General features: G+C 64.9%; 24 protein-coding genes. 11 read left to right on the forward strand and 13 right to left on the reverse strand.

From position 1 onward, the window contains the following. The first annotated feature begins 193 nt into the window (after nt 1-193). From cyoA to CLM73_RS22875, 5 genes are all read left to right on the forward strand, one after another. The gene (gene cyoA / locus CLM73_RS22855) at nt 194-1,237 is read left to right on the forward strand and encodes a ubiquinol oxidase subunit II (RefSeq protein ID WP_105241679.1); all 1,044 of its coding nucleotides are present in this window, start codon (nt 194-196) and stop codon (nt 1,235-1,237) included. A gap of 63 nt (nt 1,238-1,300) precedes the next feature. Then, the gene (gene cyoB, locus CLM73_RS22860; protein ID WP_105240365.1) at nt 1,301-3,304 is read left to right on the forward strand and encodes a cytochrome o ubiquinol oxidase subunit I; all 2,004 of its coding nucleotides are present in this window, start codon (nt 1,301-1,303) and stop codon (nt 3,302-3,304) included. Further along, complete coding sequence (gene cyoC, locus CLM73_RS22865) at nt 3,297-3,941, forward strand: cytochrome o ubiquinol oxidase subunit III (protein ID WP_105240366.1); 645 nt, start codon at nt 3,297-3,299, stop codon at nt 3,939-3,941. The genes cyoB and cyoC overlap by 8 nt, the downstream gene beginning before the upstream one ends. Next, a complete protein-coding gene (gene cyoD, locus CLM73_RS22870; protein ID WP_056558423.1) occupies nt 3,938-4,363 on the forward strand; it encodes a cytochrome o ubiquinol oxidase subunit IV in 426 nt (141 codons plus the stop codon). The genes cyoC and cyoD overlap by 4 nt, the downstream gene beginning before the upstream one ends. Further along, the gene (locus tag CLM73_RS22875; protein ID WP_105240367.1) at nt 4,363-5,142 is read left to right on the forward strand and encodes an SURF1 family protein; all 780 of its coding nucleotides are present in this window, start codon (nt 4,363-4,365) and stop codon (nt 5,140-5,142) included. Before cyoD ends, CLM73_RS22875 begins: the two co-directional genes overlap by 1 nt. Before the next feature lie 79 nt (nt 5,143-5,221). Here CLM73_RS22875 and CLM73_RS22880 read toward each other — a convergent pair whose 3' ends face one another. The 3 genes from CLM73_RS22880 to CLM73_RS22890 all read right to left on the reverse strand — a co-directional run bounded on the left by CLM73_RS22880 (nt 5,222) and on the right by CLM73_RS22890 (nt 8,586). Then, a complete protein-coding gene (locus tag CLM73_RS22880; RefSeq protein ID WP_105240368.1) occupies nt 5,222-6,922 on the reverse strand; it encodes a nicotinate phosphoribosyltransferase in 1,701 nt (566 codons plus the stop codon). 47 nt (nt 6,923-6,969) lie between these two features. Next, the gene (gene prs / locus CLM73_RS22885; protein ID WP_105240369.1) at nt 6,970-7,815 is read right to left on the reverse strand and encodes a ribose-phosphate diphosphokinase; all 846 of its coding nucleotides are present in this window, start codon (nt 7,813-7,815) and stop codon (nt 6,970-6,972) included. Between the two features lie 102 nt (nt 7,816-7,917). Next, the gene (locus CLM73_RS22890) at nt 7,918-8,586 is read right to left on the reverse strand and encodes an NUDIX hydrolase (RefSeq protein ID WP_105240370.1); all 669 of its coding nucleotides are present in this window, start codon (nt 8,584-8,586) and stop codon (nt 7,918-7,920) included. Between the two features lie 253 nt (nt 8,587-8,839). Here CLM73_RS22890 and CLM73_RS22895 point away from each other — a divergent pair, with 253 nt between their 5' ends. After that, complete coding sequence (locus CLM73_RS22895; RefSeq protein WP_105240371.1) at nt 8,840-9,946, forward strand: porin; 1,107 nt, start codon at nt 8,840-8,842, stop codon at nt 9,944-9,946. A 53-nt stretch (nt 9,947-9,999) separates the two neighbouring features. Here the strand turns inward: CLM73_RS22895 and CLM73_RS22900 are convergent, their stop codons facing one another. After that, nucleotides 10,000-10,698 (reverse strand): ankyrin repeat domain-containing protein, encoded by a 699-nt coding sequence (locus CLM73_RS22900; RefSeq protein WP_105240372.1) that lies wholly within the window; start codon nt 10,696-10,698, stop codon nt 10,000-10,002. 193 nt (nt 10,699-10,891) lie between these two features. Between CLM73_RS22900 and CLM73_RS22905 the strand changes: the two genes are divergently transcribed. Then, nucleotides 10,892-12,232 (forward strand): ParB/Srx family N-terminal domain-containing protein, encoded by a 1,341-nt coding sequence (locus CLM73_RS22905; RefSeq protein WP_105240373.1) that lies wholly within the window; start codon nt 10,892-10,894, stop codon nt 12,230-12,232. A gap of 49 nt (nt 12,233-12,281) precedes the next feature. Here CLM73_RS22905 and CLM73_RS22910 read toward each other — a convergent pair whose 3' ends face one another. Continuing rightward, nucleotides 12,282-12,653 carry a hypothetical protein gene (locus CLM73_RS22910; protein ID WP_105240374.1) on the reverse strand — a complete coding sequence of 124 codons (372 nt, stop codon included), beginning with the start codon at nt 12,651-12,653 and terminating at the stop codon, nt 12,282-12,284. 171 nt (nt 12,654-12,824) lie between these two features. Between CLM73_RS22910 and gvpU the strand changes: the two genes are divergently transcribed. After that, the gene (gvpU, locus tag CLM73_RS29170; protein WP_199778190.1) at nt 12,825-13,271 is read left to right on the forward strand and encodes a gas vesicle accessory protein GvpU; all 447 of its coding nucleotides are present in this window, start codon (nt 12,825-12,827) and stop codon (nt 13,269-13,271) included. Nucleotides 13,272-13,276: 5 nt separating this feature from the next. After that, nucleotides 13,277-13,972, forward strand: a complete 696-nt coding sequence (locus CLM73_RS22920; RefSeq protein ID WP_105240375.1) for a pentapeptide repeat-containing protein — start codon at nt 13,277-13,279, stop codon at nt 13,970-13,972. Nucleotides 13,973-13,994: 22 nt separating this feature from the next. Here the strand turns inward: CLM73_RS22920 and CLM73_RS22925 are convergent, their stop codons facing one another. Beyond that, a complete protein-coding gene (locus CLM73_RS22925) occupies nt 13,995-14,555 on the reverse strand; it encodes a DNA-3-methyladenine glycosylase I (RefSeq protein WP_234015926.1) in 561 nt (186 codons plus the stop codon). 125 nt (nt 14,556-14,680) lie between these two features. Beyond that, nucleotides 14,681-15,085, reverse strand: a complete 405-nt coding sequence (locus tag CLM73_RS22930; RefSeq protein WP_105240377.1) for a lysozyme inhibitor LprI family protein — start codon at nt 15,083-15,085, stop codon at nt 14,681-14,683. A 114-nt stretch (nt 15,086-15,199) separates the two neighbouring features. Here CLM73_RS22930 and CLM73_RS22935 point away from each other — a divergent pair, with 114 nt between their 5' ends. After that, the gene (locus tag CLM73_RS22935; RefSeq protein ID WP_105240378.1) at nt 15,200-16,003 is read left to right on the forward strand and encodes a metallophosphoesterase; all 804 of its coding nucleotides are present in this window, start codon (nt 15,200-15,202) and stop codon (nt 16,001-16,003) included. A 416-nt stretch (nt 16,004-16,419) separates the two neighbouring features. Here the strand turns inward: CLM73_RS22935 and CLM73_RS22945 are convergent, their stop codons facing one another. The 5 genes from CLM73_RS22945 to CLM73_RS22965 all read right to left on the reverse strand — a co-directional run bounded on the left by CLM73_RS22945 (nt 16,420) and on the right by CLM73_RS22965 (nt 23,075). Continuing rightward, nucleotides 16,420-17,481 (reverse strand): PAAR domain-containing protein, encoded by a 1,062-nt coding sequence (locus CLM73_RS22945; RefSeq protein ID WP_105240380.1) that lies wholly within the window; start codon nt 17,479-17,481, stop codon nt 16,420-16,422. 284 nt (nt 17,482-17,765) lie between these two features. Further along, nucleotides 17,766-18,815 (reverse strand): NADP(H)-dependent aldo-keto reductase, encoded by a 1,050-nt coding sequence (locus tag CLM73_RS22950; RefSeq protein WP_105241682.1) that lies wholly within the window; start codon nt 18,813-18,815, stop codon nt 17,766-17,768. 112 nt (nt 18,816-18,927) lie between these two features. Then, nucleotides 18,928-21,420, reverse strand: a complete 2,493-nt coding sequence (locus CLM73_RS22955; protein ID WP_234015718.1) for a TonB-dependent siderophore receptor — start codon at nt 21,418-21,420, stop codon at nt 18,928-18,930. A 172-nt stretch (nt 21,421-21,592) separates the two neighbouring features. Then, nucleotides 21,593-22,579, reverse strand: coding sequence for a FecR family protein (locus tag CLM73_RS22960; protein WP_105240381.1), 987 nt, complete (start codon nt 22,577-22,579; stop codon nt 21,593-21,595). Continuing rightward, entirely contained in the window at nt 22,566-23,075 is a 510-nt protein-coding gene (locus CLM73_RS22965; RefSeq protein WP_105240382.1) for an RNA polymerase sigma factor, read from the reverse strand. The genes CLM73_RS22960 and CLM73_RS22965 overlap by 14 nt, the downstream gene beginning before the upstream one ends. 169 nt (nt 23,076-23,244) lie before the next feature. Here CLM73_RS22965 and CLM73_RS22970 point away from each other — a divergent pair, with 169 nt between their 5' ends. Next, nucleotides 23,245-24,027, forward strand: coding sequence for a hypothetical protein (locus CLM73_RS22970; protein ID WP_105240383.1), 783 nt, complete (start codon nt 23,245-23,247; stop codon nt 24,025-24,027). Nucleotides 24,028-24,080: 53 nt separating this feature from the next. Here CLM73_RS22970 and uvrA read toward each other — a convergent pair whose 3' ends face one another. Further along, a complete protein-coding gene (gene uvrA, locus CLM73_RS22975) occupies nt 24,081-26,717 on the reverse strand; it encodes an excinuclease ABC subunit UvrA (RefSeq protein ID WP_105240384.1) in 2,637 nt (878 codons plus the stop codon). Between the last annotated feature and the right edge of the window lie 251 nt (nt 26,718-26,968).

Consider the following 26,968-nt stretch of genomic DNA (forward strand, 5'->3'; position numbering starts at 1 on the left):
TACGCCTTGTCTACGATCTTGCAACACACCAGCACCACGGTACGCGCATCATGCCGGAAGCCGCAAGCGTTTTGGCCCATGACTGCCCCGCACGCGTTCCCGTGCATACTTTTGCTCTTTTTACCCTAGATTTTTCGCGGCTTCCAGCGTAGTGTTTCGTTTACTTCGCACGGTTACGTTTCGGGGTATGACCATGTCGTCCTTCGCAAGGCTCCGCGGATTGATCCTGTTTGCCGCCCTGCCGCTGCTCGCCGGGTGCAATGCGGTCCTGCTGTCGCCATCGGGCGACGTGGCCGTGCAACAACGCAACTTGATCATCATCTCCACCGGCTTGATGCTCATCATCATCGTGCCGGTCATCATCCTCACGCTGCTGTTCGCATGGCGCTATCGCGCCAGCAACAAAGAAGCCGCCTACGATCCCGACTGGAATCACTCCACAATGTTGGAGCTGCTGATCTGGGCCGCGCCGCTGCTCATCATCATCGCGCTCGGCGCCCTCACGTGGGTCAGCACGCACCAGCTCGATCCCTACCGCCCGCTGGCGCGCCTGTCCGAAGGCCGCGAAGTGCCGCCCAACACCAAGCCGCTGGTCGTCGAAGTGGTCGCGCTGGACTGGAAGTGGCTGTTCCTCTATCCCGAACAGGGCGTGGCCGCCGTCAACGAGATGGCCGCGCCGGTGGACCGTCCCATCCAGTTCAAGATCACGTCGTCATCGGTCATGAACTCGTTCTTCGTGCCCGCCCTGGCCGGCCAGATCTACGCCATGCCTGGCATGCAGACCACGCTGCACGCCGTCATCAACCACCCCGGCGAATACGAAGGCCTGTCCGCCAACTACAGCGGCTCGGGCTTTTCGGGCATGCGCTTTCGCTTTCATGGCCTGGACCAGAAGGGTTTTGACGACTGGGTCGCACAGGCCCAGAAATCGCAGGCCACGCTGGACCGCGCGGCGTATCTGAAGCTTGAACAACCCAGCGAGCGCAACCCGGTGCAGCTTTACGCCACCGTTGCGCCTGGCCTTTTCGACGCCATCGTGAACCGCTGCGTCGAACCCAACCGCATGTGCATGCGCGATGCCATGGCGATCGACGCGCAAGGCGGCGCCGGCATACCGGGCGCGCACAACCTCACCACCCTGGACCCGCAAGTGCGCGAGAAGCTGGGCCTTACGGAAACGCCGCCGCGCAAGTATGTCGGCGCCATGTGCACGGCCTCTGAAGGACTGGTGCTCTAGCGCGGCAGGTTTTTCGGCACGCGACGTGCTCCATGTAAACGCGGTTTTTTTGCTGGAATCGAGATGCCTGATCAACCTGACCTCACCAAGCTGATCTTCGGCCGGCTTACCTGGGACGCCATTCCTTTTCACGATCCCATCCTGCTGGGCACCTTCTTCGTGGTGGCGGCGGGCGGCATCGTGCTGCTGGGCTCCGTCACGTACTACAAGAAGTGGGGCTACCTGTGGCGCGAGTGGTTCACCAGCATCGACCACAAGAAGATCGGGATCATGTACGTGATCCTCGGCATCGTGATGCTGCTGCGCGGCTTTGCCGACGCCATCATGATGCGGTCCCAGCAGGCCGTGGCCTTCGGCGACTCCACCGGCTTTCTGCCGCCGCACCACTACGACCAGATCTTCACGGCGCACGGCGTGATCATGATCTTCTTCGTGGCGATGCCGCTGGTCACGGGGCTGATGAATTTCATCGTGCCGCTGCAGATCGGCGCACGCGACGTCGCGTTTCCGTTCCTGAACAATTTCAGCTTCTGGATGACCGCGGGCGGCGTGATCCTGGTGATGATGTCGCTGTTCGTAGGGGAATTCGCCCGCACCGGCTGGCTGGCCTATCCACCGTTATCGGGCATCCTGCACAGTCCGGACGTCGGGGTTGACTACTACATATGGGCCTTGCAGATAGCGGGCGTGGGAACACTGCTATCGGGGGTGAACCTGCTGGTCACCATCGTGAAGATGCGCGCACCCGGCATGAAGATGATGCGCATGCCCATCTTCACGTGGACCGCGCTGTGCACCAACGTGCTGATCGTGGCGGCCTTCCCCGTGCTGACGGCGGTGCTGGCGCTGCTGTCGATGGACCGCTACGTGGGCACCAATTTCTTCACGGCCGACTTCGGCGGCAACGCCATGATGTACGTGAACCTGATCTGGATCTGGGGCCACCCCGAGGTCTACATCCTGATCCTGCCCGCATTCGGCATCTTTTCCGAAGTGGTGTCCACGTACTGCCGCAAGCGCCTGTTCGGTTATGCGTCCATGGTGTACGCCACGGTCGTGATCACCGTGCTGTCGTACCTGGTGTGGCTGCACCACTTCTTCACCATGGGGTCCGGGGCCAGCGTGAACTCGTTCTTCGGGATCACGACAATGATCATTTCGATCCCGACCGGCGCCAAGATCTTCAACTGGCTGTTCACCATGTATCGCGGGCGCATCCGCTTTGAAGTCCCGATGCTCTGGACGCTCGGCTTCATGGTCACCTTCGTGATCGGCGGCATGACGGGCGTGCTGCTGGCCGTGCCGCCCGCGGACTTCGCGCTGCACAACAGCCTGTTCCTGATCGCGCACTTTCACAACGTGATCATCGGCGGCGTGCTGTTCGGGCTGATGGCCGGCATCACGTACTGGTTCCCGAAGGCGTTCGGCTACAAGCTCGATCCGTTCTGGGGCAAGTGCTCGTTCTGGTTCTGGCTGGTGGGCTTTTACGTGGCCTTCATGCCGCTGTACGTGCTGGGCCTGATGGGCGTGACGCGCCGCGTGAATCACTTTGAAGACATGTCGCTGCAGATCTGGTTCCAGATCGCGGCCTTCGGCGCGCTGCTGATCGCGTGCGGCATCGCCAGCTTCATCATCCAGCTCGTGGTCAGCTACCGCCGCCGCGATCAGTTGCGCGACACCACGGGCGATCCGTGGGACGGCCGCACGCTCGAATGGTCCACCTCGTCGCCGCCGCCCGTGTACAACTTTGCGTTCACGCCGCGCGTGCATGATCTGGACGCCTGGTGGCAGATGAAGCAGCACGGCTACCAGCGTCCGCAACAGGGCTTCATTCCGATCCACATGCCGAAGAACACCTGGGCGGGCATCGTCCTGGCCGGGATCAGCGTGGTGCTGGGTTTTGCGCTGATCTGGCACATGTGGCCGCTGGTGGTGCTGTCGTTCGCGGCGCTGATCCTCGTGTCGATCATCCATACCTTCAACTACAAGCGCGACTACTACGTGCCGGCCGCTGAGGTCGTCGCCACGGAAGACGCCCGTACAAGGCTGCTAGCGCAACATGTCTGATACCCTCGCCCATCCCATGCCCGGCGGCGCTGCGCCGTCGTCCCAGGAACCGGTCTTCTACGTTCCTGGCGAACATCATCCCAAGAACGGCACGCTGCTCGGGTTCTGGGTCTACCTGATGAGCGATTGCCTCATCTTTGCGTGCCTGTTCGCGGTCTACGGCGTGCTCGGCCGCAGCTTCGCGGCGGGACCGTCCGGCGCGGACCTGTTCGACCTGCCGCTGGTGGCGGTGAACACATCGCTGCTGCTGCTCTCGTCCATCACCTACGGATTCGCGATGCTGGAGATGCGGCGCAACCGCATCGGCGCCACGCAGTTGTGGCTGGCCGTGACCGGCATCCTGGGCCTGGGCTTTCTGTCGCTGGAAATCTACGAGTTCTGGCACCTGATCCATCAGGGCGCCGGCCCGCAGCGCAGCGCCTTCCTGTCGGCGTTCTTCACGCTGGTCGGCACGCACGGGCTGCACGTCACGTTCGGCATCGTGTGGCTGGTGACGTTGATGCTGCAGGTGCGCATGCACGGCCTGATTCCTGAAAACCGCCGCCGCCTGATGTGCCTGTCGATGTTCTGGCACTTCCTGGACCTGATCTGGGTGGGCGTGTTCACCTTCGTGTATCTGATGGGAGTGCTGCCATGACGTCGCATATGGATAACCTGGCGGACACCGGCCACGGCGGCCATCACGGCCACGATCATCACGATGGCCACCATGACGATGACGACGGCGCCGGCCACGGCACCTTCAAGAGCTACATGACCGGCTTCGTGCTGGCGGCCATCCTGACGGCCATTCCGTTCTGGCTGGTCATGGACCGCGTCATCGACAGCTCGCGGGTCACCGGCCTGGTGATCCTGGCCTTTGCCGTCGTGCAGATCGTGGTCCACATCATCTACTTCCTGCACCTGGACACCAAGTCCGAAAGCGGGTGGAACATGTTGGCGTTAATATTCACGCTTGTGCTGGTCGTCATCACGCTCAGCGGATCCATCTGGATCATGTACCACTTGAACTCCAACATGATGCCCATGTCCCCGCATGACATGCGCAAGATGCCCTGATGGCTGCAGTCAAAGACATTTCTTCACGCGACACCTCCCGTAATCCGCGCAGCAAGGCAACCCTGGTCATCCTGGGGTTGCTGGCTGTTGCCATCTTCGCCGGGCTTTGCGCCCTGGGCACCTGGCAGGTGCACCGGCTGGCCTGGAAGCGTGCGCTGATCGCGCAGGTGGATCAGCGGGCCCACGCGCCCGCCACGCCCGCCCCCGGCAAGAGCGAATGGGCGCAGCTGACGCAGGACAACGCCGAGTACCGCCACGTCACCGCATCCGGCACCTACCTCTTCGACAAGCAGACGCTGGTGCAGGCCGCCACAGAACTGGGCAGCGGCTATTGGGTCATGACGCCGCTGCAACTGGCGGACGGCGGCACCGTGCTGGTGAACCGGGGCTTCGTGCTGCCGGCATGGCGCAAGGACGCGGCCAATACCGCCCAGCCGCCCGCGCCGGGCCAGGTCACGGGATTGCTGCGCATGGGCGAACCGGCCAGCGGCTTTCTGCGCAACAACGACCCGGCCGCCAACCTCTGGTACTCACGCGATCTGCCCGGCATCGCGGCGGCGCGCGGGCTTGGCGACGTGGCGCCCTACTTCATTGACGCCGACGCCGCGTCCAGCCCAGGCAAGGATGCGGCCCGCGAGCCGGTAGGCGGGCTTACGATGATCAACTTCCCGAACAACCATCTGACGTATGCCATCACCTGGTATGCGCTGGCGCTGATGGTGATCGTGGGCGTGGTGATCTTCGTGCGCGAGGAAAAGCGCGCGCGCCGGCCGGGCTGATTCGCCGCCACGGTTAAAAAAAACGGCGCCCGCTTGGGGCGCCGTTGTCGTTTGATCTCCCGGGCAACCGCCTGCGGGATCAGCAGGCCGGCCAGCGGATGCTGCCCGGTTCGGGGCAAACCCACGAACCCTGCAGCCGCGCCCGGATTTCCGCCAGGCTTTGTTCCACCAGCAGCTCGCCGTCACGGAACACCGGCGCCAGCGCGCCGCCCGCCGCCTGCTCGGGCGTCTGCTGGTCGTGCAGCACAAAGCCGTCCGGCGTCTCGTCCACGCGCAGCAAGCCCTTGGCGGACTTCTTCACGCCGGAATCGGTGACCGGGTCCTTGACCAGTTCCTGCGGCTCGCCGTTGACCTCGGCGTACGTGGCCTTCAGCGCCCAGCCGAAGGTGTCGCGGGTCAGGTACTGATAGGTGTACGAACCGATGCCCAGCACCACGTTGCCCGACGCAAAGCCCTTGCGCTCCAGCCGCACCAGGATGTCGCGCCCCCGGGTCAGCGTGATGGAATCGCCGTAGATCAGGCCCACGTGCGGATTCAGCAGCTTGTAGCCGCGATCGGTCTCCACGCCGCCGAACGTGTCCCACAAGCATTGCACGGCGCCCTTCACCTCGGGCTCGCGCAGCGTCTGCTGCGCGCTGGCGTCCTCGCCCAGCAGCCAGTACGTGCCCGTGGCCGCATCGCGCACGGCCTCAAAGCCCGCGGCCTGCGCCGCTTGCAGGGCGGCGCGGTCCTGCACGTCCGGCACATCGGTGCAGAAGTAGCCGGTCAGGATCTTCACGGGGTCGCCGGAATCAGGCCGGAACACGACCTTGGCGTTGCCCAGCGCATCCGGCTGGCGGCTCATGATCTCGGACTTGAGCGCCGCGGCGAAGTCGGTCACCACCTGCCAGAAGTCCCAGGTGTCAGACACCACCGACACGATGCCCGCCGGATACACCTCTTTGACCAGGCGGCGGATGGTCTCGATCTCACCTTCCTTGCTGCCCAGGCACATGACTGAGTGCTCCGTCGCGGGCACCGAGCCGCCGATGAGTTCCCGGTCGGAATCCGCGTTGTAGATGTCTTCCAGGTAGTCGATGGCCGGGATCGTGTCGGTGCCGGTGAAGGACAGCAGGTGACCCGCGCCGCACTTGCGCGCGTCGTACAGGCCGGACATGCCGCGCATCGAGAAGTCGTGGCCCTGCCAGTCCACGAAGGCCATCGGGCTTCCGGTCAGTTGCGCGAAATAGGTCAGCAGCTTGCGGTATTCGAAGGCGATGGTGGCGACGGTGGACGGCTTCCAGGACTCGCAGCTGAACAGGGTTTCGATATAGGTCACCAGCCAGGCAAATTCCGGCCGGGTGTTGATAAAGGTGACCGGCGGCACGCGGATGTCGACGCGCGCGCCTTCGGGCACCGAGCGGATTTCCAGCGGCAGATAGCCCAGGTCGTGCAGCGCCTGCAGGTGATCCACCGTGACCGCGCCCTTGCCCAGCGCGTTGTCCACGCGGCGTTGATACTGGCGCACGGCGGTGCTGGCGGGCTTGCCGAAGAACTCGCGGTTGAACAGGCCGATCAGGATTTCCTTGATGAAGCCCTGCAGGCCGAACCAGACGATCTTCTCGTCGAACAGTTCCGGCAGCACCGGCGCCAGGCGTGCCGAACGCGGCGTGAAGTTGGCGAGGATCTTGTTCGTGCCCTTGGGGTACTGGAACGGGTGGCCGGTCTTGTAGAAATCCGCCTGCAGGAAGGGGTTCAGGCCGTTCTTGAGCTTGGGGGCCAGGGTGTCGGGCGCATTCATGGCGGGTTCCTTCTTAGTTGAACTGCATTGTTCGTTGACCGGCATTCTCAGTTGACCAGCACTGCGCCGGCGCCGGGCGCGGCGGCCGCGTCGGTGCGGGTCCAGTCGTAAGCGGTGAAAATCTCTGCGTAGCGGGCCTTCAGTTCCGTCAGGCCCTTGCTGAAGATGCCGTGCGTGACATACAGGTAGAGCGGCTGGCGGGTCTTGTCGGCCAGCGCGGCGGCCAGTTCCAGGAACGTGCGTCCGCCATCGCAGATGTCGTCGACCACCAGCAGCGGCTGCGCCGGGATATCGTCGGGCACGCGGGTTTCAGTGATGCGGCCGGTTTGCGGGTCGCGGACCTTTTCCGCGTAGCGCACGTCCGCCACGCCCAGCGCCTTGGCCAGCGCCTGCACCCGCTTGCGGGCGCCGGCGTCCGGGGCCATCAGCGTGACGCCCCGGGCAAAGGCCGGCGCGGCCAGCGCTTGCTTCAGAAAGGCGGCGGCGTCGATCACCCGCACCCGCTGCAACAGCGCCGGCGTAACGTCGCTGTGCGGTTCCACGATGGTGACGGTGGCGTACTGCTGGTCGTTGATGAGCTTGCAGAACACGGCGGCGCCCAGCGCCTCGCCCGGGTTGCAGACGCGGTCCTGGCGGGCGTACGGCACGTAGGGCATGTCCAGGTGCACGGGCGCGGCCGGGTTCAGGCGGCGCAGCGCGTCGGTCAGCAGCAGCAACTGCATGACGTCGTCGGCCGACTTCAGCAAGGCGTGGATGCGGAATTCGCGCGCGGCGTCGGCTTGTTCGCGCAGGCCCGCGGGAATGGTGACCTGCATCTCGCCGCCCGGAAACCGGAACGCGGCCGGCGTGTCGGTCGTGCGTTGCCCTTCAATGAGTGCGGTGATGGTGAACATGTTCGTCCCTTAGTGGCATTTCAAAACTAAGTGACGCCAGTATAAGCCCACTTATTGTTGTTATGCAACTATCAATGCAATGGAAAGGTCGCGGCACCGGCATCAGCCGATGCTGCGGCAGCCGATGCTGCGGTCGAAAAACGTGAAATCCTTCAGCCGATAAAGGCGCGCGGGGCGCTGCGCGCCTCCGACCACTTCATCGGTGGTCTCGAGCGCGCCCCACGCCTCCATCTTGCGGCGGAAATTCGACTTCTCCAGCCGGGTCTGCAGGATCGCCTCGTAGGTGTGCTGCAGTTGGGTCAGCGTGAAGCGCTCGGGCAGCAGAAAGAACGGCAGCGTGGAATAGGTGGACTTGCTGCGCAGTCGGTCCACGGCCGCCGTGACAATGTCGGCGTGGTCGAACGCCAGCGGCGGCAATGCGTCCACGCTGACGAAACGAAACGCCGCGCGCGTGGCGGCGGCCAGTTCGGCGGCGGGCACCAGCGCCACATAGGCCACCGACAGCGACCACTGCCGGGGATCCCGGTCCTGGCCGGAAAACACCTGCAATTGCTCCAGATAGCGCGGCTCGAAGCCGGTCTTGTCGCGCAACACCCGCCGGATGCTGTCTTCGGTGGACGTGTCCTCGTTGGCGTGCACCACGCCGCCAGGCAGCGCCATCGCGCCTTGATACGGCTCGCGGTCGCGCTGGTGCAGCGCGACTTCCAGGCCGGATTCGCGCAGGGTGAGAAGGACGGCGTCGACGGTGACGAGCGGCTGGGGGTAGTCCAAGGCGCGGCTTCCAGGAGTTCAGGTTTTGGGCAAGATGCCACTATGAGGCGGCGCGGTCAATCCGGGACCCGCCGCCCGGGCAGGTTCACCCGAAGGGGCCATTAGAAAATGTTCGAATTTTGGCAAAAATTGACGGCGGATAACGACAATTAACGCATTGTTCTACACTATGCGCCGAGGAACACCGTCGGGTTGATTGCCTGACGTCGTGTTCCTTTTGCTTTTCTTCAACTGCTACACAGGAGTTTTCCGGATGAAAAAGACGCTGCTCGCCGCGGCAATGCTGGCTTCTTTCGCAGGCGTTGCCCAGGCAGAACCGTCAGTCACTCTTTACGGTGTCATCGACACCGGCCTCGGCTACAACAAAATCAAGGGCGACGGCTACAGTGGTTCCAAAGTCGGCATGATCAACGGCATCCAGGCCGGCTCCCGCTGGGGCCTGCGCGGATCCGAAGATCTGGGCGACGGCCTGCGCGCCGTCTTCAAGCTGGAAAGCGGCTTTGACTCCGCCAACGGCGACCGCGGCCAATCCGGCCGCCTGTTCGGCCGCCAAGCCACCATCGGTCTGGCCAACGACGCCTGGGGCTCGCTGGAATTCGGCCGCCAAGCCACGGTCGGCTCGAACTACCTGGCCGACATCGATCCCTTCTACACCAGCTACACCCAATCCAACCTGGGCCTGGGTTTCAGCGCGGCCAACACCATGCGCTGGGACAACATGGTCATGTACCGCACCCCGTCGGTGAACGGCTTCGAATTCGCCATCGGCTATTCGTTCAACGCGGACGACACCACGGCTGACCAGACCGGCTTCCGCACCGCGGACAACACCCGCGGCATCACCACCGGCCTGCGCTACGTGCAGGGTCCGCTGAACGTGACGCTGACGTACGACCAGTTGAACGGCGCCAACCGCAGCACCATCGACAACGGCGCCACGCCGCGCCAGTACGCCTTGGGCGCGTCGTACGACCTGGAAGTGGTCAAGCTGGCTGCCGCTTACGGCCGCACCACCGACGGCTGGTTCGTCGGCCAGGACCTGCCGGCCGGCACGCCGTTCAGCGATGAATTTGGCACCAACCGCTTCGTGGACGGCTTCAAGGCCAATTCCTACATGCTGGGCGCTACCTTCCCCGTGGGCGCTTCCGGCAGCCTGTTCACCTCGTGGCAGCACGTGGCCCCGTCCAACGACAAGCTGACGGGCGGCGACGACAACATGAACGTCTACAGCGTGGGCTACACCTACGACCTGTCCAAGCGCACCAACCTGTACGCCTACGGTTCGTACGGCACGGACTACGCGTTCATCGACGGTCTGAAGAGCACCGCCGCCGGCGTGGGCATCCGCCACCAGTTCTAAATGTGTGCCGGGCCGGCCGCCCTGCGGCGCCGGCCCATCTTGCCGCCCGGGTGCTACCGCGCCCGGGCGCGCTCCAGCATCTGCACGATTTCCGTCTGCCCGCGCTGACGCGCGTGCTGCAACGGTGTGCGACCGTCCTTGTCGGCCAGATTCACGTCCGCTCCCCCTTCGATCAGCAACGCCACAATAGCCTGATGGCGCGGTCCGCCGTCGCTCAGGATGATGGCCTCGAGCAGGCCCGTCCAACCCAGGCGGTTGACGTGGTTGGGATCGACCCCGGCCGCCAGCAGCCGTTTCACGACCTCGACATGGCCCCGCTCGCACGCCGGAATCAAGGCCGTGCCGCCATAGCGGTTGGTGCTTTTCAGATCGGCGCCATGCGACAGCGTCAGTTCAAGGATCTCGCGATATCCCTGCGCGCCGGCCAGCAAGTACGCGCTGTCCTGCATGCGGTTCTGGGCGTTCACGTTGGCACCCGCCTCGATCAGCGCTGCCGCGGCCTGCACATGGTTGCTCTGCGTGGCGCGCAGCAGCGGCGTGTTGCCCTCCCCGTCCCGCGTCTCGATCGGCGCGCCCTCGGCCAGCAGGTGGCGCACGCGCGCCGTCTCGCCGCTAGCTGACGCCTCCAGCAATTGCGCGCCACGGCCGTTCGCGGCCCGGCCATTCGCGGCCCGATCGTCCGCCGCGGCGTCAAAGCCGATTGCGCCGAGCGTCAGCACGACGCAGACGCGCCAGAAGTTGATGTAAGCCATTGCCGGCAGCCTCCTTGGTGACATTGAACGAGCCGCCCGGTGATCGGCCGGACGGGGGGATGCCATTATCTCCTTGCCGCCCGCCGCGCGCGCGGCCTATGCTCGGCCGGTCTTATCGTGACGTGCAATGTGCGGGAAACACGCGTCCGGCATGATCGGCCTCCCTCACTGATCGCAGCCTCCAAGAACTGCCATGCCCTCTCGCTCCGCTTCCGAGTTTTCCCCGCTGTTCCGCCCGTCGCGCCTGATGCGCGCCCTGGCCCTGGCTTTGTTGCCGCTGGCCCTGGCTGCCTGCAACGGAGGCAGCGATGACGACGATGACGCCGTCCAGCCGCCCGTCGCCGAAACCCCGGCGCCGCAGCCGCAGCCAACCCCGCAGCCGGAACCCGAAACGCCGCCGCGCAATACCGCCTATCTGCAGAAGAAGGCGGGCGACGTCATCCAGGTCCGCATCGAGGAACTGCATCCCACCCAGGCCGCAATCGGCTACGACCAGATCTACTACAAGCTGGGCCGCTGGCAAGGCGATTTCGACCGCGCCACCTGGGCGGCCGATCCGGCGCTGCATCTGGATTACCTGAACCGCACCGTCGGCAAGAAGTTCGACGATTACTGCGAAGACGTGGGCGGCGCCGAGCGCGCGCAGAAATTCCAGAGCATCGCCGAGGCCCGCGCCGTCCGCCTGGACAAGCCCGACACGTTCGGGTGCAAGGACGCGCCGGGCACGAACACGGCCAACCTGAAGACGGTGGTCGTGGGCTGGGACGGCAATTTGTACCTGACCGACGGCCACCATACGTTCTCGTCGCTGCGCGAAATCTTCGACGGCGGACCGAAGCTGCCTGTGTGGGTGAAGGTGGACGCCAACTACAGCGACCTCCCGACTGCGGCTGCCTTCTGGCAACGCCTGGTGGACGAGCGCCGCGCCTGGTTGCGCGACGGCCAGAACCAGCCCATCACCGTCGACCAGCTGCCCACGCGCGTGGGCCTGCCCCACGATCAGGAGCCGGGCGGCATGCAGGAAGATCGCTACCGCTCGCTGGTGTACTTCACCCGCGATATCGCCTACAACAACGGCGACCTGCCTGAATTTGCCGAGTTCCTGTGGGGCGACTGGCTGCGCCGGCAGGCGACGGCCGGGCAGTTGCCGGGCCTGGACCAGTACAAGATGCAGGCGCCCGCCACGCCCGCGGAGATCCTGGCGGTCAGCACGTTGAACAAGGAAATCCTGCCGACCGGCGCCAACGACAGCTACGCCGCCGCCGTGCGCGACGCGTCGCTGAAGATGAGCGCGCTGAACGACACGGACATCGTGTTCGAGGACCGCACCGCCGCCGGACTAGGGCGCATCAAACTGGAACCCAACGCCGCCAGCGGCTCGCCCACCAAGGACGCGCGCGATGCGCTGGAAGAACTGCCGCGCGACGACGTGAAGACGTCCGACGCCACGCCGCGCGGCGCGGGCAAGCTGTGGTTCGCGGTGAACTACCGCACCTGCGGCAAGCCCGCGGCTGGCACCTGCTGGGGCTGGTAACGCAAAAAGGCCCGCGCAAGCGGGCCTTTTGCAACGTGCGCTCAGCGCCTCAGAGCACTTCCTGCGTGTTCTCGGCCTTGGCCAGTTGCTGCATCGCCAGGGCCACCTTCTTGGCGACTTCCAGGCGTTCGGCGGCCGACATGGCGTCGTACTCTTCCTTGGAAATGCCCAGGCTCGCCAGAGCCGCGTAGAACATCTTGTCCTCAAGCGACATCCCGGCGTAGTCCAGGAATTCCTTCTCGGCCTGCGACGGCGCGGCCTGCGAGGCGCCGGACACGCCGTGGCCCATGGCCGAACGATTGCGCTCGGTGGCGTCGGCGAACGCCGCGCGGAAGCTCTCGCCGGCGTTGGCGTTGCCGCTTTTAGCGGCCGACGCGGGCTGGCCGGCGGCATTGATACCCAGAAAATTCACGCTGCTCATGGAGACTCCAGAGAGATTGGCGGTCAGGATGCCAACATACTCCCCGCCCGCGCCACCAGAAAACCAGGTCAGCCGCCCGAACGGCCCGTTTCTCCTTGAATTGCGGTCCGACCATTTTTAGCGGCCTTCGAGTATCTTGTGCCTCTCGCAAACCTTCCAGAGACCCTTCTCATGAGCATCGACACCTCCCCGAGCCAGCCCGCTGCCGCCACGCCCGCCGCGGACGCTTTCCTGCAGTTCCTGGTCAACCTGGTGAACAACGGCAGCCAGATCGAAAGCATTGGCGTGACCTTGCAAATGGGCGGCATGCTGGTGTCCGGCTCGATCGTCTCGGGCGCCGAGTACTTCGACACCTTTGCGGCCAGCTTTTCGGGTTCGCTGGAATCGCTGGACCCCGACACGCGCCAGACCGTGCACGCCTCGCTGGCCGAGCTGGGCGACGTGTTCCGCCTGCCCCAACCCGTCGATCCGCTGCCCAACTACATTCACCTGGCCGACGCCCTGTTCTTCACCGCCGACGGCACGCCCATCGCCGGACAGCCGACCCTGTGGCGCGGCCGCACCAGCGCGGTGGACGGCTTCATCCTGGGCCGTCTGCAGTCCGACGCCTTGGCCTGATCCGGATGACGCAAACCGTTACTCCGCCGATCGAGGGCCAGGACATCGACCGCAAGGCCATGCAGGCCCTCATCGAGACGGCGGCAGGCAAGGCGCTGTCATTCGTGGATTGCGACTTCCAGGAGGCGGATTTTTCGCGCCTGGAGCTGCGCGGCTTCCAGTTCAGCGGCTGCGCCATCGCGGGCGCCTCGTTTCAGGGCGCGGATCTGACCGACACCCAGTGGCTGCGCTGCCGCGGCGGGTCGGCCAGCTTTGCGTCGGCGGATGCCAGCGAGGCCACCTTCCAGAACTGCGATCTGAACAACGCCAATTGGCGCCGCGCACGGCTGGCGAGCGCCCGGTTCCGGTCGTGCAAGCTGACGGGATCGGATTTCGATGGCATTGCGTGCCTGGGCTGGTCGCTCGAGGAATGCCTGCTGGTCGGCGCGCTGCTGCGCGGCGTGTCGTTCCGCAAATGCAATCTGCTGCAGCTGGATTTCTCGGACGCCGACCTGTCGGGAAGCGACTTCCGCGAGACGGTCTTTCACGGCGGCAGCCTGCGCAATGCCACGTTGAAGAACGTCCATTTCGAAGGCGCGGACCTGCGGGAAGCGGACCTTGGCGGATTGGATCTGACGGCGGCCGCCCGGCTGGCCGGCGCCACGATCTCCAAGACGCAGGCGGCGGCGTTGCTGGCTGAACTGCGGATCAGCGTGGTCTGACGGGGTTTAGCCGGTCAGCCGTTCAGCCCGGCCGCCGGAAGTACTTGCGCGCCGCCTCGATCTGCCCATGGCAGACGCAGCCGCTCATGTGCTCGTTCACCATGCCCACGGCCTGCATGAAGGCGTGCATGGTCGTCGGCCCCACGAACGTCCAGCCGCGCCGCTTCAGCGCCCGCGAGAGCTCATTCGACGCCTTGGACGTGGGATTGTTGTCCCAATAGTGCCGGTCCACCGTCGCCGGACGATCCTGCGGCGGCGGCTCATGCGCCCAGAGCCAGCCGGCCAGCGAGCCGATCTCGTCAGCCAGTTCGCGCGCGCGCTGCGCATTGTTGATGGCCGACACGATCTTGGCGCGGTTGCGCACGATGTCCGCATTGGTCATCAGGCGCTCGACGTCGCGTTCGGTGTAACGCGCCACCCGTTCCATGTCGAAATCGTCGAAGGCCTCGCGAAACGCCTCGCGCTTGCGCAGAATGGTGATCCACGCCATGCCGGCCTGAAAACCTTCCAGACAGATTTTTTCGAACAGGCGCCGGTCGTCAACGACCGGCCGGCCCCATTCATGATCGTGATAGTCCGGCATGGAAGGCTGCCAAAAGCAGCGCGGCTTGCCATGGTCGTCGACGATCAGGCCGGTGTCGGGGATGCTGGTGTCGAGTTTGCTGACTTCCGGGTTGGCCTGGTGTCCGTCAGTCTGCGCGGCAGCCTTCATGGCTTGCGGGGCACCGGGCAGCTCGTGTCGCCTTCCTCGCAGGCGAGATACGCGCGCAATTCCTTGGTCCGAACCTTCGTGAGCTTGTCCAGGCACATGCTCAACACCATCGGGTAGGCGCTGCCGCCCGTCACGCCTGTTGACGAAAACGCGCATTCGGCATCACGAAAGAACAGCCACGCCTTTTGCGCCGCCTGCAATTGCGTCAAGGCATCCTTGTTGTCCTTCAGGCGCGCCGTCGCTTCCTTGTACGCCGCGTTCAACTCGGCGTCGGACTGGCGATACGCCTGATCCGCGCACAGGTTCATGTCGGTCTGGGTGGACGCCTGGTCACACTTGAGCACTTGGGCCTGCGCCCCCGCTGCAAGCAGGAGCGCGGCGGCGGCAAAAACAATACGCATGGGGGTTCCTCCTTATCCGGTGGGTGGGTTTGGGGTGGGTCAACGCTTGGGGGAAAGTGTCGCATGGATGCCGGCGCGGCGCAGCGCGGCTGTCCGTCGCCTAAGATAGCCCCCATGAAGATCCAACTGCTTTCCGACTTGCATCTTGAAACCGATCCCACCTTTGTGGCACAGCCTTTGCCGGGCGCCGACCTGCTCGTGCTGGCGGGCGACATCGGCTCGTACCGTCAGGGTTCGCGGCTGGAACGGGACGACTTCGGCCTGGGCGACTATTCGCCGCGCCACGGCTGGCCGACGCCCGTCCTGTACGTGCCGGGCAATCACGAATACGACAACGTGGATTTCGACGAGACCCATGCGCGCCTCCAAGACCTGTGCAACGCGCTGGACATCCAGTGGCTGGAAAGGGAGACCACCGTCATCGGCGGCGTGCGCTTCGTCGGCACGACCTTGTGGACGGACTTCGACGCGCTTGCGGCGCCAGACGACACGTTGGGTGATGCGCTGAAAAAGCGTGCCAAGGCGTTCAGGGCGGCGGACTTCTATCTGGAGAAAGCCGAGATGCGCCGCCATGGCGCGCCCTTCATGGCAGAACAGATGCGAGAACAGGGCCTGGCCTGTCAACAATGGCTGGACGCCGCCCTGCGCGTGCCCTTCGACGGCACGACGGTGGCGGTCACACACTTTGCGCCCACGCTGGCTAGCGCCGATCCGCGGTACGGCGTCACGCCGGGTACGGCTGGATTTTGCAACGCGCTGGATGGGCTGCTGCCGCTGACCGACGTGTGGATCCACGGGCATCTGCACTGCGCGCAGGACTACGTGAAGGATGGCTGCCGGGTGATTGCGAATCCGCTGGGATATGCGAAGAAGGGGGAGCAGGCGGATTTCGACCCCGGTAAATTGTGGGAGTTGTGAACATCGGCTCCGGTAGCCCGGTCGTGTCGATCAGTGCACCTTCGGCTCGATAAAGCGTGCAAAGAAGCCGTGTCGAATGTCGGTCCGTTCTACCCTCGCATCCGGACCCACATACACATCCACTCGGCTGAACGGTCCGTTTATTTCCACATAGTCCCACTTCTCCCTAACGACGCTGATCGCTGTCCAGTGATCCGGCTTCTGGCGCCAATCTGCGAAGTATCTAGTCGATTCGCCCGGATGGAGACCGTCCCGTGAGAGGTACCAATCGGTGTCGTAGATATATCCGATTGGCTCCTTGGCTGCGGCTGAATAATGAATCACTACGACCGGGCGACAGAAGTACAAGAACAGAACCGCAGCGCAGAGCGCATAACCTAATGTCTTGCAGGCCCGCCTCAAAGTGGATGCGGCTTTCATTCATCGCACCCTATTGCAGTGTGCGGTTCTTTAGCTATGTCGCCGCCTTCACCCCAAGGTTCGGGCACCGCGACGATGCGTTCAAGAAGAATCCCGAGGGTTAGCGAGTGGGGTTTGACCTCGAGATAAAGGTCTGTGCCCAGCCTGATTGATATCTGGTCGGGAACATCGTCGGAACTGGCGGGCCAAGTTCCATTCTGGGGATGATTTTTTAGCGGTCTACCGTTAACAAAATCATCCATCGCCTGGGCCAGTCCTGCGCCATTGATCAGTTCGTCTGCTCCGAATCCTAGGGCAACACCCACGTAGCCGTAGTGAATGTTCGACCATATATCGTAAAAATAATCAAAATCACCGTACTTGTGCCAATGCGGGTGCGGCTGCCCCGGGAATTTCGTTCGAAGGAGGCGTTTGTGATCCCACGGCCTACCGGGCGCGACTCTTTCTGCCCATAAGCCGTATGCCGCCGCCTTTTGACCAGCGGCCGCCGCCTCGAAGTCGGGCGACGCACCCAGACGCAGGTACCACGGCAACTGCAGCCACTCCGCACGGCGGGCTTGAGGATCCGCGCTGTTCGCCGCGAGGATCGCCCTTCCCTCGATGGAAAATGGATTGGTCTTCATTTCCCGCACCATGTATTCCGCCAGCGGCACCGCCGTGTCGGAGTGACTGCAACTCACTGGACGCAGCCTATTTGCGTACGGCTGCACCAGCCTGGTCTCGCTTGCGGAAAAGCGCGTTGACAAACCGCTTCCATTGCTGAGGCTACGAGTTGCTTCACCCGGCCCAGGGTCCACCCGAGCGAACCCTTGGCTCGCAATCAGCGCGGCGCCGCAGGCGGTCTTCATTCCCTCGATGGCGACCAGGCTGTCACCGACGGCGAAGCTGGGCACGCCCTCTACGATGGGAAATACCCCTTTGCATTTAGGGCAGTCCACCTTGTGGCCCAGGCCTGCCGCCGCTCGGCCGTCGATGTTGTAGGACGAAAACCCCTCCAACACCGTTCCGCCATGGGTCGTCTTGTCACCTACACGAATGATCGGGCGCGCTGTCATCATTGCTCCAGGCAATTACTGATGCGCCGGAGTTTGAGCGTCGCAGAAACCGACTTGAATCAGAGAATCGCGAAAATCGTCTGACGCACTTTCACCCTGTGATGCAACGCACGACTTGAAGCAGTCACCCTTGAAACATGCATGCCAGCGGTTTCCTTCCAGAAAAAGCCCCGGAAAAACAAAAAGCCCACCGCTTTCGCAAGTGAGCTTTTCGGATGTCGATCTCCGAAAAGATCAACCGCTTTCCATCAGGGCGCGAACGTCTTTCCCGTCCTGCCCCACACGCATCAAGGCGCCGGATTCGGATGCCGTACGTGAATCTGGTTAATCGCGTCCAGCACCTCAGCCGACAACGTCACATCAACACTGTCGATGTTTTCCTTCAGTTGCTCGAGCGACGTCGCGCCAATCAGGTTGCTGGTGACGAACGGGCGTTGATTCACCCAGGCCAGCGCCAGATGCGTTGGCGAGATGCCATGCTTGCGTGCCAGTTCCACGTATTCGCGCGTGGCGGCTTCGGCCTGGGAGTTGCTGTAGCGGGTGAAGCGCGTGTACACCGTCAGGCGGGCGCCTGCGGGCTTGGCGCCGTCCAGGTACTTGCCGCACAGCATGCCCATCGCCAGCGGCGAATAGGCAAGCAAGCCCACGCCTTCGTGGTGCGTGAATTCCGACAGGCCGATCTCGTACACGCGGTTCAAGAGGCTGTACGCGTTCTGGATCGACGCGATGCGCGGCAGGTCGGCGTTCTGGGCGTGGCGCAGGAACTGGCTGACGCCCCACGGGGTTTCGTTGGAAACGCCCACATGGCGCACCTTGCCGGCGCGCACGAAGTCCTGCAGCACCGACAGGGTCTCTTCGATCGGCACGGTGTGCTCGTCTTCGACCCACGGGTAGTTGAGCTGGCCGAACGTCGCGGTGGTGCGGTCGGGCCAATGCAGCTGATACAGGTCCAGATAATCCGTCTGCAGACGCTTCAAGCTGGCGTCCAGCGCCGCGGTCAGATTCTTGCGGTCCAGGAAGGTCTTGCCATCGCGGATGTGGCCGGGACGCTTGGGATCGCGCACGGGACCGGCTACCTTGCTGGCCAGCACGATGTCCTGGCGGCGGCCGGTCTTGGCCAGCCACGTGCCGATGTAGGTTTCGGTCAGCCCCTGGGTTTCGGGCTTGGGCGGCACGGGATACATCTCGGCCACGTCGACCAGGTTGACCCCGCGCTCCAGCGCGTAGTCCAGCTGCTGATGCGCGTCGGCTTCGGTGTTCTGCTCGCCCCAGGTCATGGTGCCCAGCCCGATCAGGCTGACATCCAGGTCGGTACGGCCGAGTTTGCGGTATTTCAAGTTCTGCTCCGTGCGGGTCTTGGGGTTGGGATGCGACACCTTACTCCAAGATGTTGGCGTTTCGCTGACAGGATCGGCCTGGGGCCGGCCGATCCTGCCGGCGCGCCCGCCCTTAGAACGTTCCCCGCAACGTCAGCATCGCATTGCGCGGCGTGCCGTAGACGTTGTTGCCGTTCAACGTGCCGACCTGCTGGTAGTAGACGCGGTCGGTCAGGTTGTTGACGTTCAGCGTCATGTTCCACTGCGGCGTGAGCTGGTAGCGCACCATGGCGTTCAGGATGGCGTAGCCGCCCTGGTTGAAATCGAACGGCGCGAAGGCGCCGCTCGCATCTCGCGCCGTGCCGGACACGTAGCTTGCGCTTTGGATGAGCATGCTGCCGCCCACCGTCCACTTGGTCCAGTCGCCCGGCAGTCGATACGCGGTCGCCAGCTTGAAGAGGTGCTTGGGCGTCACGCTGCTGTAAACGCTGTCAGTGCTCTTGTCCTTGGTGGTGTTGAACGTATAGCCCGCGGTCATCTGCCAGCCCGTGGCGAGCTCGCCGCTGAATTCCACATCGACACCCCGGCTCACCACCTTGCCCTGCGCGGTGTAGCAGCAGGCGCCGTCATAGGCGCTGCTGCTGCTGTCGTACGCGGGATCCAGGACCGCGGTGCCGGTGCGCTCGACGTTGAACAAACTGAGCGTGGCATTGGCGGCGCCGTCGAACAGCTCGCCCTTGATCCCGGCCTCGAAGCTCTTGCCCTTGATGGGCGGCAGCGAACTGCCCGGCGGCGGGCCTTGCATGACCAGCGGCTGCGGTTTGTAGATGGCCGAATAGCTGCCGTAGACGGACCATTGGTTGTTCAGGTCGTAGATCAAGCCGCCGTATGGAGTGATCTCGGTGGATTCCTTGAACTGGGCATCCTGGAAAAGTTGCCAGTCCGCCGCGCCGCGCTTGGTGCGGATGAGCTGCGAGAACTCGTAGCGGCTGACGCGGGTGCCGGCCACGACGCTCAGGCGGTCGGTGGGATGCAGGCGCAGCAGGGCGTACCCGCCGACCTGTTCCTGGCCCCACGGGCCGTAATGCGCGCTGTAGTTGTAGTCCGCGTCCGTCCTGCTGGGATTCCACGCGCCCGGGTTGAACGGATCGACGGGATCCTTGTAATTGATCGCGAGGTTGGAGTTGACCCAGTCGCTGCGCACGCGCTGCCAGTCCGCGCCCACCACGAATTCATGCGTACGGCCCAGCAGATCGAAGGCGCCGCTGAGATTGGCATCCACCATGTCCTGCTTGTTTTCGGAGTTCGCGCGGCCGGCGCCCCATGTCAGCCCCTTGTACGTGATGGGGTCCACGGAACCGGACGTGTAATTCCAGATGCGATCGGTCTTCTGGTCGGTATGCGTAGCGTTGAGTTTGGCGATCCAACCATTGCGGAACCGATGCTCCAGCTGCCCAAACACTTCCCAGCGATCGGTGTCGTCGTACGCCCAGGGTTGCGAGAGGTTCGCGCTGCGCGACAGGCCCAGATCGGCGCCGTTGCTGTAGCGCGGCAATGTAGGCGGCGCGCCGTCATTGTTGATCTGGCTGTAGTTGCCGCCCACGGTCAGCAGCGTATCGGGACCGAGGTCGGCTTCCAGCACGCCGTACAACGCGGGCCGCTCGGTGCTGCGGTGATCGATGTAGGAGCCGCTCTTCTGATAGCTGAACACCCCGCGGGCGCGCACCTTGCCGTTTTCGGTAAGCCGGCCGCTGGCGTCGATCTCGCTGCGGTAATCGTCCCAACTGCCGGCGCCCAGCGTCACCTTGAGCTGATCCTGCGCCAGCGGCTTTTTGCGCACCAGATTGATGATGCCGCCGGGATCGCCCACGCCGCCCAGCAGGCCCGAGGCGCCGCGCATCACTTCCACGCGGTCGTAGAAGGCCATCTGCTGCTGCGGATCGTAGTTATAAGAACCCAGCGCCAGCGGCGCGCCGCCGTCGAGCTGCATGCTGGTGATGGCGAAACCGCGCGAAAAGAAGTCCACGCCGTTGTACGTGATGCCGGGCACGGCGAGCAAGGCCTGGCGCACATCGGTGATGTTCTGGTCTTCCATCTGCTGCCGGGTCACGACCGAAACGGATTGCGGAATCTCGCGAAAACTCTGCTCGGTCTTGGACGCGATGCTGGTGATGCGCGTTGTATAGGATCCGGTGTTCTCCGTCATGCTGCGGCGTTCGGCCATGCCGATGACGGTGACGGCGTCCAGCACGTCGGCGGCGCCTGCCGTCAGCAGGTAGCGATCGCCCTCACGCCGATACTGCAAGCCGCTGCCCTTGAGCAGCGCCGCCAACGCCTGGTCGGCGGTGAAGCTGCCGCGCAGCGCCGGCGCGGCCTTGCCGGCCACGATGTCCGGTGCGAACAGGATCTGCAGCCGCGTTTGCTCGGCCAACTGGAGCAGCGCTTCGGACAGGGGTTGCGGGGCGATGTCGACCTGCACCGTGGCGGACTGGGCGTGAACGGGCGAGGCGCCCAGGCCGCTGGCCAGCGCAAGCGCCACTGACAACGCCAGGCTGCCCATGGTCAATCTGGCCGGCAATGGACGCGTGCGCGGCGCACGAAGGGTGATACGGGAATGTGGATTCAAGACAGGACTCGTTCGATGATTGCAGCGGGCGCATCGCGCCCGATCCCTTGGCCAAGGATCGTGACGGGCCGGCCGGGTGCAAATCGGCGGCCTGCCATGTACTACGAATCAGCGAGCAAAAGTCCTGAATGATTTTCGCGGCACAATTGTTTCTGTTTGAAACAGCGATGCATCAGGCCGGCTCCGGCTTGAGATCCAGCAGGATCCCGCCTGCCGGCAGGCGATGCAGCACGACCGGCAGCACGCCCGGCAAACCGTCCACGATGCCCTCGGGATCGTCCAGCCTGAACGAAGCGGTAAGGCGGAGCTTGCCGACGCGATCGTTGGCCAGCCGCAGGGGTTGCTGCAGATAGCGGTTGAGCTCTTCGACCACGGCCGCCAAGGGCGCATTGCGAAACACCAGCCGGCCGTTGACCCACGCCAGCTCGGCAGCGAGGTTGACGGTTTGCGGGCCGGGCTGGCGGCCGTCGCCGTCAACGAGCGTGCCCTGCCCCGCGCTCAAGAGGTTGCGGCTGCGATGCCACCACGGTCCGCTGCGGACTTCCACCGCGCCCTGTTGCACCGCCACGTGCACGTCCTGCGCGCCCCGCCGGACATTAAAGCGCGTGCCGGTAACCTGGACGGTTGCGGGACCGGCTTCCACGTAGAAGGGCCGAGCGGCATCGGGCCTGACGTCGAACAGCACCTCGCCACGCGAGAGCGTCACGACCCGTCTGTCCTCGAAGAACGCCACGGCAGCGTGGGTGTCCGTATTGAGTTCAAGCACGCTTCCCTCGGCCAGGGACACGCTGCGCCGTTCGCCCTTGCGCGTGGACCATTGGGCGGCGTATTCCGGCCGGCCGGGCCCGCCGCCGAAAGTGAAAGCGGCGGCGCCCGCTGCGCCCGCGCAAAGCAGCACGGCGCCGGCGCGCATCGCCCTGCGACGCCCGAGATTTGGACGTTCGGGCAGTTCTCCTCCGTACAGCCGGCGAACCGCGTCGTCGGGCATCGCCAGGACTGCGCGGCTCACCATCTGCTGCGCCTGAAACTCGGCCTCGTGTTCAGGCCGGGCGCGCCGCCATGCCAGCAACTCGGCATGCTCGGCCGCGCTCATGTCGCCAGCGTGCAAGCGCGCTGACCAGCGGATCGCCTCGGCGGCGACGGGGCTATCGCCAATCATGGGGATTCAAGGCGGCCCGCACATGCTGGCATGCCTGCATCACGTAACGCTCGATGCTGTTGACGGATAGCGCCAGCGTCACGGCGATCTCGCGGTGCGTCCAGCCTTCGATCCGGTTCAGCACATAGGCGCGCCGGCAATTCAGCGGCAGTTGCACCAGTGCGGCCTCGACGGCGGCCATCAGTTGCCGCGCCCGAACGGTCGCCTCGGGGCTGGGCACGCAGGGCTGGTCCTGCTCGGCCAGGTCCTGCCACGCGATGTGCGGATTGCGCGTATCCCGCCGCCACGCGTCGATGCGCCGATGCGCCGCCGCGCGGAACAGGAAGCGCCGCGCGTGTTCGACCGTCGTCACGTCGCTGCGCGACAACAGTTGCTCGATGGCATCGTGCGCCGCGTCCTCTGCATCGCTGCGATTGCCGAAACGATGCGCGAACGCCTGCATGAACTCGCCATACAACGCGAGCCAGCCGGAAAGCTGGGAGTGAGGCTGGGACATGTCGGATGCGGGGATCGAAGGCAATCGGCAATTATTGCAAATCATTATCATTTCTTCAAACCTGATACGTGCGCGCGCGTTGCAGGCGCATCCCCACCATACGGCTGACTCTTGTCGCCGCGTGGCAATCGGCATACTCTGGACCGCCCCATCCGCGCCAGGAAAAGCCATGCTCAGGGAAGTCGACGAGGTCATCCTCTTTTTCGTCGTGCTCATCATTTTCCTGGGCGTCATCGAGGTCGGCTACCGGCTTGGCCGGCGGCTGCGCAAGCCGGCCGACGAGGCTGCCAAGACGCACATCACCGCGCTGCAGACCGCCCTGCTCGGCTTGCTGGCCCTGCTGCTGGGGTTTACGTTCGCCATGTCGGTCACGCGGTTCGAGACGCGCAAGAACCTGGTGCTGGAAGAGGCCAACGCCATCGGCAATGCGTATTGGCGGTCGCAGCTCATTCCGGCGCAGTACCGGCCCACCGTGGCGAAGATGCTGCATGAATACACCTCGGCGTCACTGGACTATCACCTGGCGGACCGGGATTCGCCTCGCTTTAACGCCGCCAACGCCACCGCGCGTCGCATCGAACGCCAGATCCGGACGGCGGTCGCGGAGCGGGCGGAGAATCCGCCGTCCATTTCGACCATCATGTTCATCCAGGCCATCAACGAGATGGCGCAGGTCAACGAAAAGCGCCGCGTCGCGCTCGAGAACCACGTGCCCGAGCCGGTCTATTACCTGCTCTTCATCGTGGCCGGCGGATCGATGGGCTACATCGCTTTCGGCACCGGCCTGTATGGGCGGCGCCGGCCGATCTCCACCGGCATGTTCGCCGCCATGATCGCCTTGGTGCTGACCTTCATTCTGGATATCGACCAACCAAGCGGGGGCTTGATCGAAGTCGGTCAAGAGAGCATGGAGCGCATGCAGGCCACGCTTGCGCAGGAAATGCAGCAGTAGGGCTGCCGGAGTTCAGGAAACGCGTTTCCCGGCAACCTTGAACTCCTGCTTCCTCAGTCAAAGAAGCGCCGCAGGAACGGGGCAGTGACGCCCACGTTGCCGCGGCTGACGGTCTCCGGCGTGCCGGCCGCGACGATGGCGCCGCCTTCTTCGCCGGCGCCCGGCCCCACGTCCAGCATCCAGTCGCTGCCCGCGACCACGCGCAGGTCGTGTTCGACCACGACCACGGTGTTGCCGGCGTCGACCAAGCCGTGCAACTGCGTCATCAGCTTGTCCACATCCGCCGCGTGCAGGCCCGTGGTGGGTTCGTCCAGCACGTACAGCGTGTTGCCGCGCTGGCTGCGCTGCAGTTCGGTGGCCAGCTTGATGCGCTGGGCCTCGCCGCCGGACAGTTCCGTGGCGGGCTGGCCCAGGCGCAGATAGCCCAGCCCGATCTCGGCAAGCAGCGTCAAGGGGCGCGCAACCGCCACCTCGTTCTTGAAGAACTCGCGCGCCTCGTCGACGGTCATGTCCAGCACCTGGGCGATGTTGCGGCCATTCCATTCGACTTCGAGCGTCTTGGCGTTGTAGCGGCTGCCGTGGCAGGTGGGGCATGGCGCGTACACGCTGGGCATGAACAGCAGTTCGACGTGGACGAAACCTTCGCCTTCGCAGGTCTCGCAGCGGCCTTGCGCGACGTTGAATGAAAACCGGCCCGCGCTGTAGCGCCGGGCGCGCGCGGCCTTGGTGTCGGCAAACAGCTTGCGCACGTGATCGAACAGGCCGGTGTAGGTGGCCAGATTGGAGCGCGGCGTGCGGCCGATGGGCTTCTGGTCCACGTTGACCAGCCGCTTGATGGCTTCTGCGCCCGCGTGCAGCCGGCCCGTGGTGCGCGGCAGGTTGCCGGGCTGCGGCAGGTCGCTGTCGGGTTCCTCGGCCGGCAGTTCCTGGCCCAGGTGTTCGCCCACCAGTTCGACCAGCGCCTGGCTGACCAGGCTGGATTTGCCCGATCCGGAAACGCCCGTCACCGCCGTGAACGCCCCCAGCGGAAAGCGCGCGTCCACGCCATGCAGGTTGTTGCGGTGAATGCCGCGCAGATCAAGCCACCCGGCGGGTTCGCGCGGGGTGCGCCGGCTGGCGGGGCGCGTGTCGAAGAGATATTGCGCGGTGACGGAATCCTTTACCTTGCGCAGCCCCTCGGGCGGACCGCTGTACAGCACCTGGCCGCCGTGCTGGCCCGCGCCGGGTCCCACGTCGACCAGCCAGTCGGCGCGGCGCAGCGTGTCCAGATCGTGCTCAACGACAAACAGCGTGTTGCCGCCGGCCTTCAACTGGTCCAGCGCGCGGTGCAGGGCCTGGCCGTCCGCGGAGTGCAGGCCGGCGGACGGTTCGTCCAGCACATACACCACGCCGAACAGGTTCGAGCGGATCTGCGTAGCCAGCCGCAAGCGCTGCAACTCGCCCGGCGACAGCGTGGGCGTGGACCGGTCCATCGCCAGATAGCCCAGACCCAGCGCCTGCAGCGTGCCGATACGTTCGACCAGATCGTGCGCGATACGCTGCGCGGCAATACGCTTTTCGGGCGACAGATCCGGGGTGCGCCGCACGTCGCTGCTGCCTGCATGCGACAGTCCGCCCGCGGCCACGCGCTTGGCGTTGGCGCGCACGCCCGCGGCCTTGCTGCGCGTCGATCCAGCCTGTGCCGCGTGCTCGTCGAACCTGCCTTCGGCGGCAGGCTTCAGCACCTCGGCGATGCGGGCAAGCGGCAGCTGCGACAGGCTGCCGATATCCAGACCCGCGAACGTCACGGACAGCGCCTCGCGCTTCAGGCGCCGGCCGCCGCATTCCGGGCACGGCGCGCCGGTCATGAAGCGGGCCACGCGCTTTTTCATCATGGCGCTCTGCGTGGTGGCGAACGTGTGCATGACGTACCGGCGCGCACCGGTGTAGGTGCCCATGTAGCTGGGCTCGGTCTTGCGGCGCAGCGCCGCGCGCGTCTCTGCTGGCGTGAAACCGGCGTAGACCGGCACGGTGGGCTGCTCGTCCGTGTAGAGGATCCAGTCGCGATCCTTCTTGGGCAGATCGCGCCACGGCTTGTCCACGTCGTAGCCCAGCGTCACCAGGATGTCGCGCAGATTCTGGCCATGCCAGGCGGGCGGCCAAGATGCAATCGCGCGCTCGCGGATGGACAGCGACGGGTCCGGCACCATGGACGCCTCGGTCACGTCGTACACGTAGCCCAGGCCGTGGCAATGCGGGCAGGCGCCCTGCGGCGTGTTGGGCGAGAAGTCCTCGGCGTACAGCATGGGCTGGCGCGCCGGATAGGTGCCGGCGCGCGAATACAGCATGCGCAGCATGCTCGACAGCGTGGTGACGCTGCCGACCGTGGACCGCACGTTTGGTGTGCCGCGCTGCTGCTGCAACGCCACGGCGGGCGGCAGGCCGTCGATGGCGTCGACGTCGGGCACGCCCACCTGGTCGATCAGGCGGCGGGCATACGGCGACAGCGATTCCAGGTAGCGGCGCTGCGCTTCGGCGTACAGCGTGCCGAACGCCAGCGACGATTTGCCCGATCCGGATACGCCGGCGAACACCACCAGCGCGTCGCGCGGGATGCTGACGTCGACGTTCTTCAGATTGTGTTCCCGCGCGCCTCGCACGCGGATGCAGGCATCGGGGCCCGGCTTCGAAGGATTCTTGCGCTGGCTCATGGCTGAAATAGTAATGGACTGGATGGCGGATGCCTTTGCGGGCGTGGCCAACCGGCGAGACGGCGCCTCATCCCATCGAATGAGACCGCTTGCACCAATGCCTGCATACCGTTCAAGCCCCTTCTAGCCGCGCGCGGACCCCAGGCCGCGCATTGCCGTTGACGGCGCCACGGCGCTGCTTTAATTTCGCATCACGCGAAACGGCTGGGCGGCGCAATGCGCCGCCTTTGTCGTGCGGCCGGCTGCATCGG

It is taken from the genome of Achromobacter spanius (genome assembly GCF_002966795.1).
GTDB classification, from domain to species: Bacteria; Pseudomonadota; Gammaproteobacteria; order Burkholderiales; family Burkholderiaceae_B; genus Achromobacter; species Achromobacter spanius_D.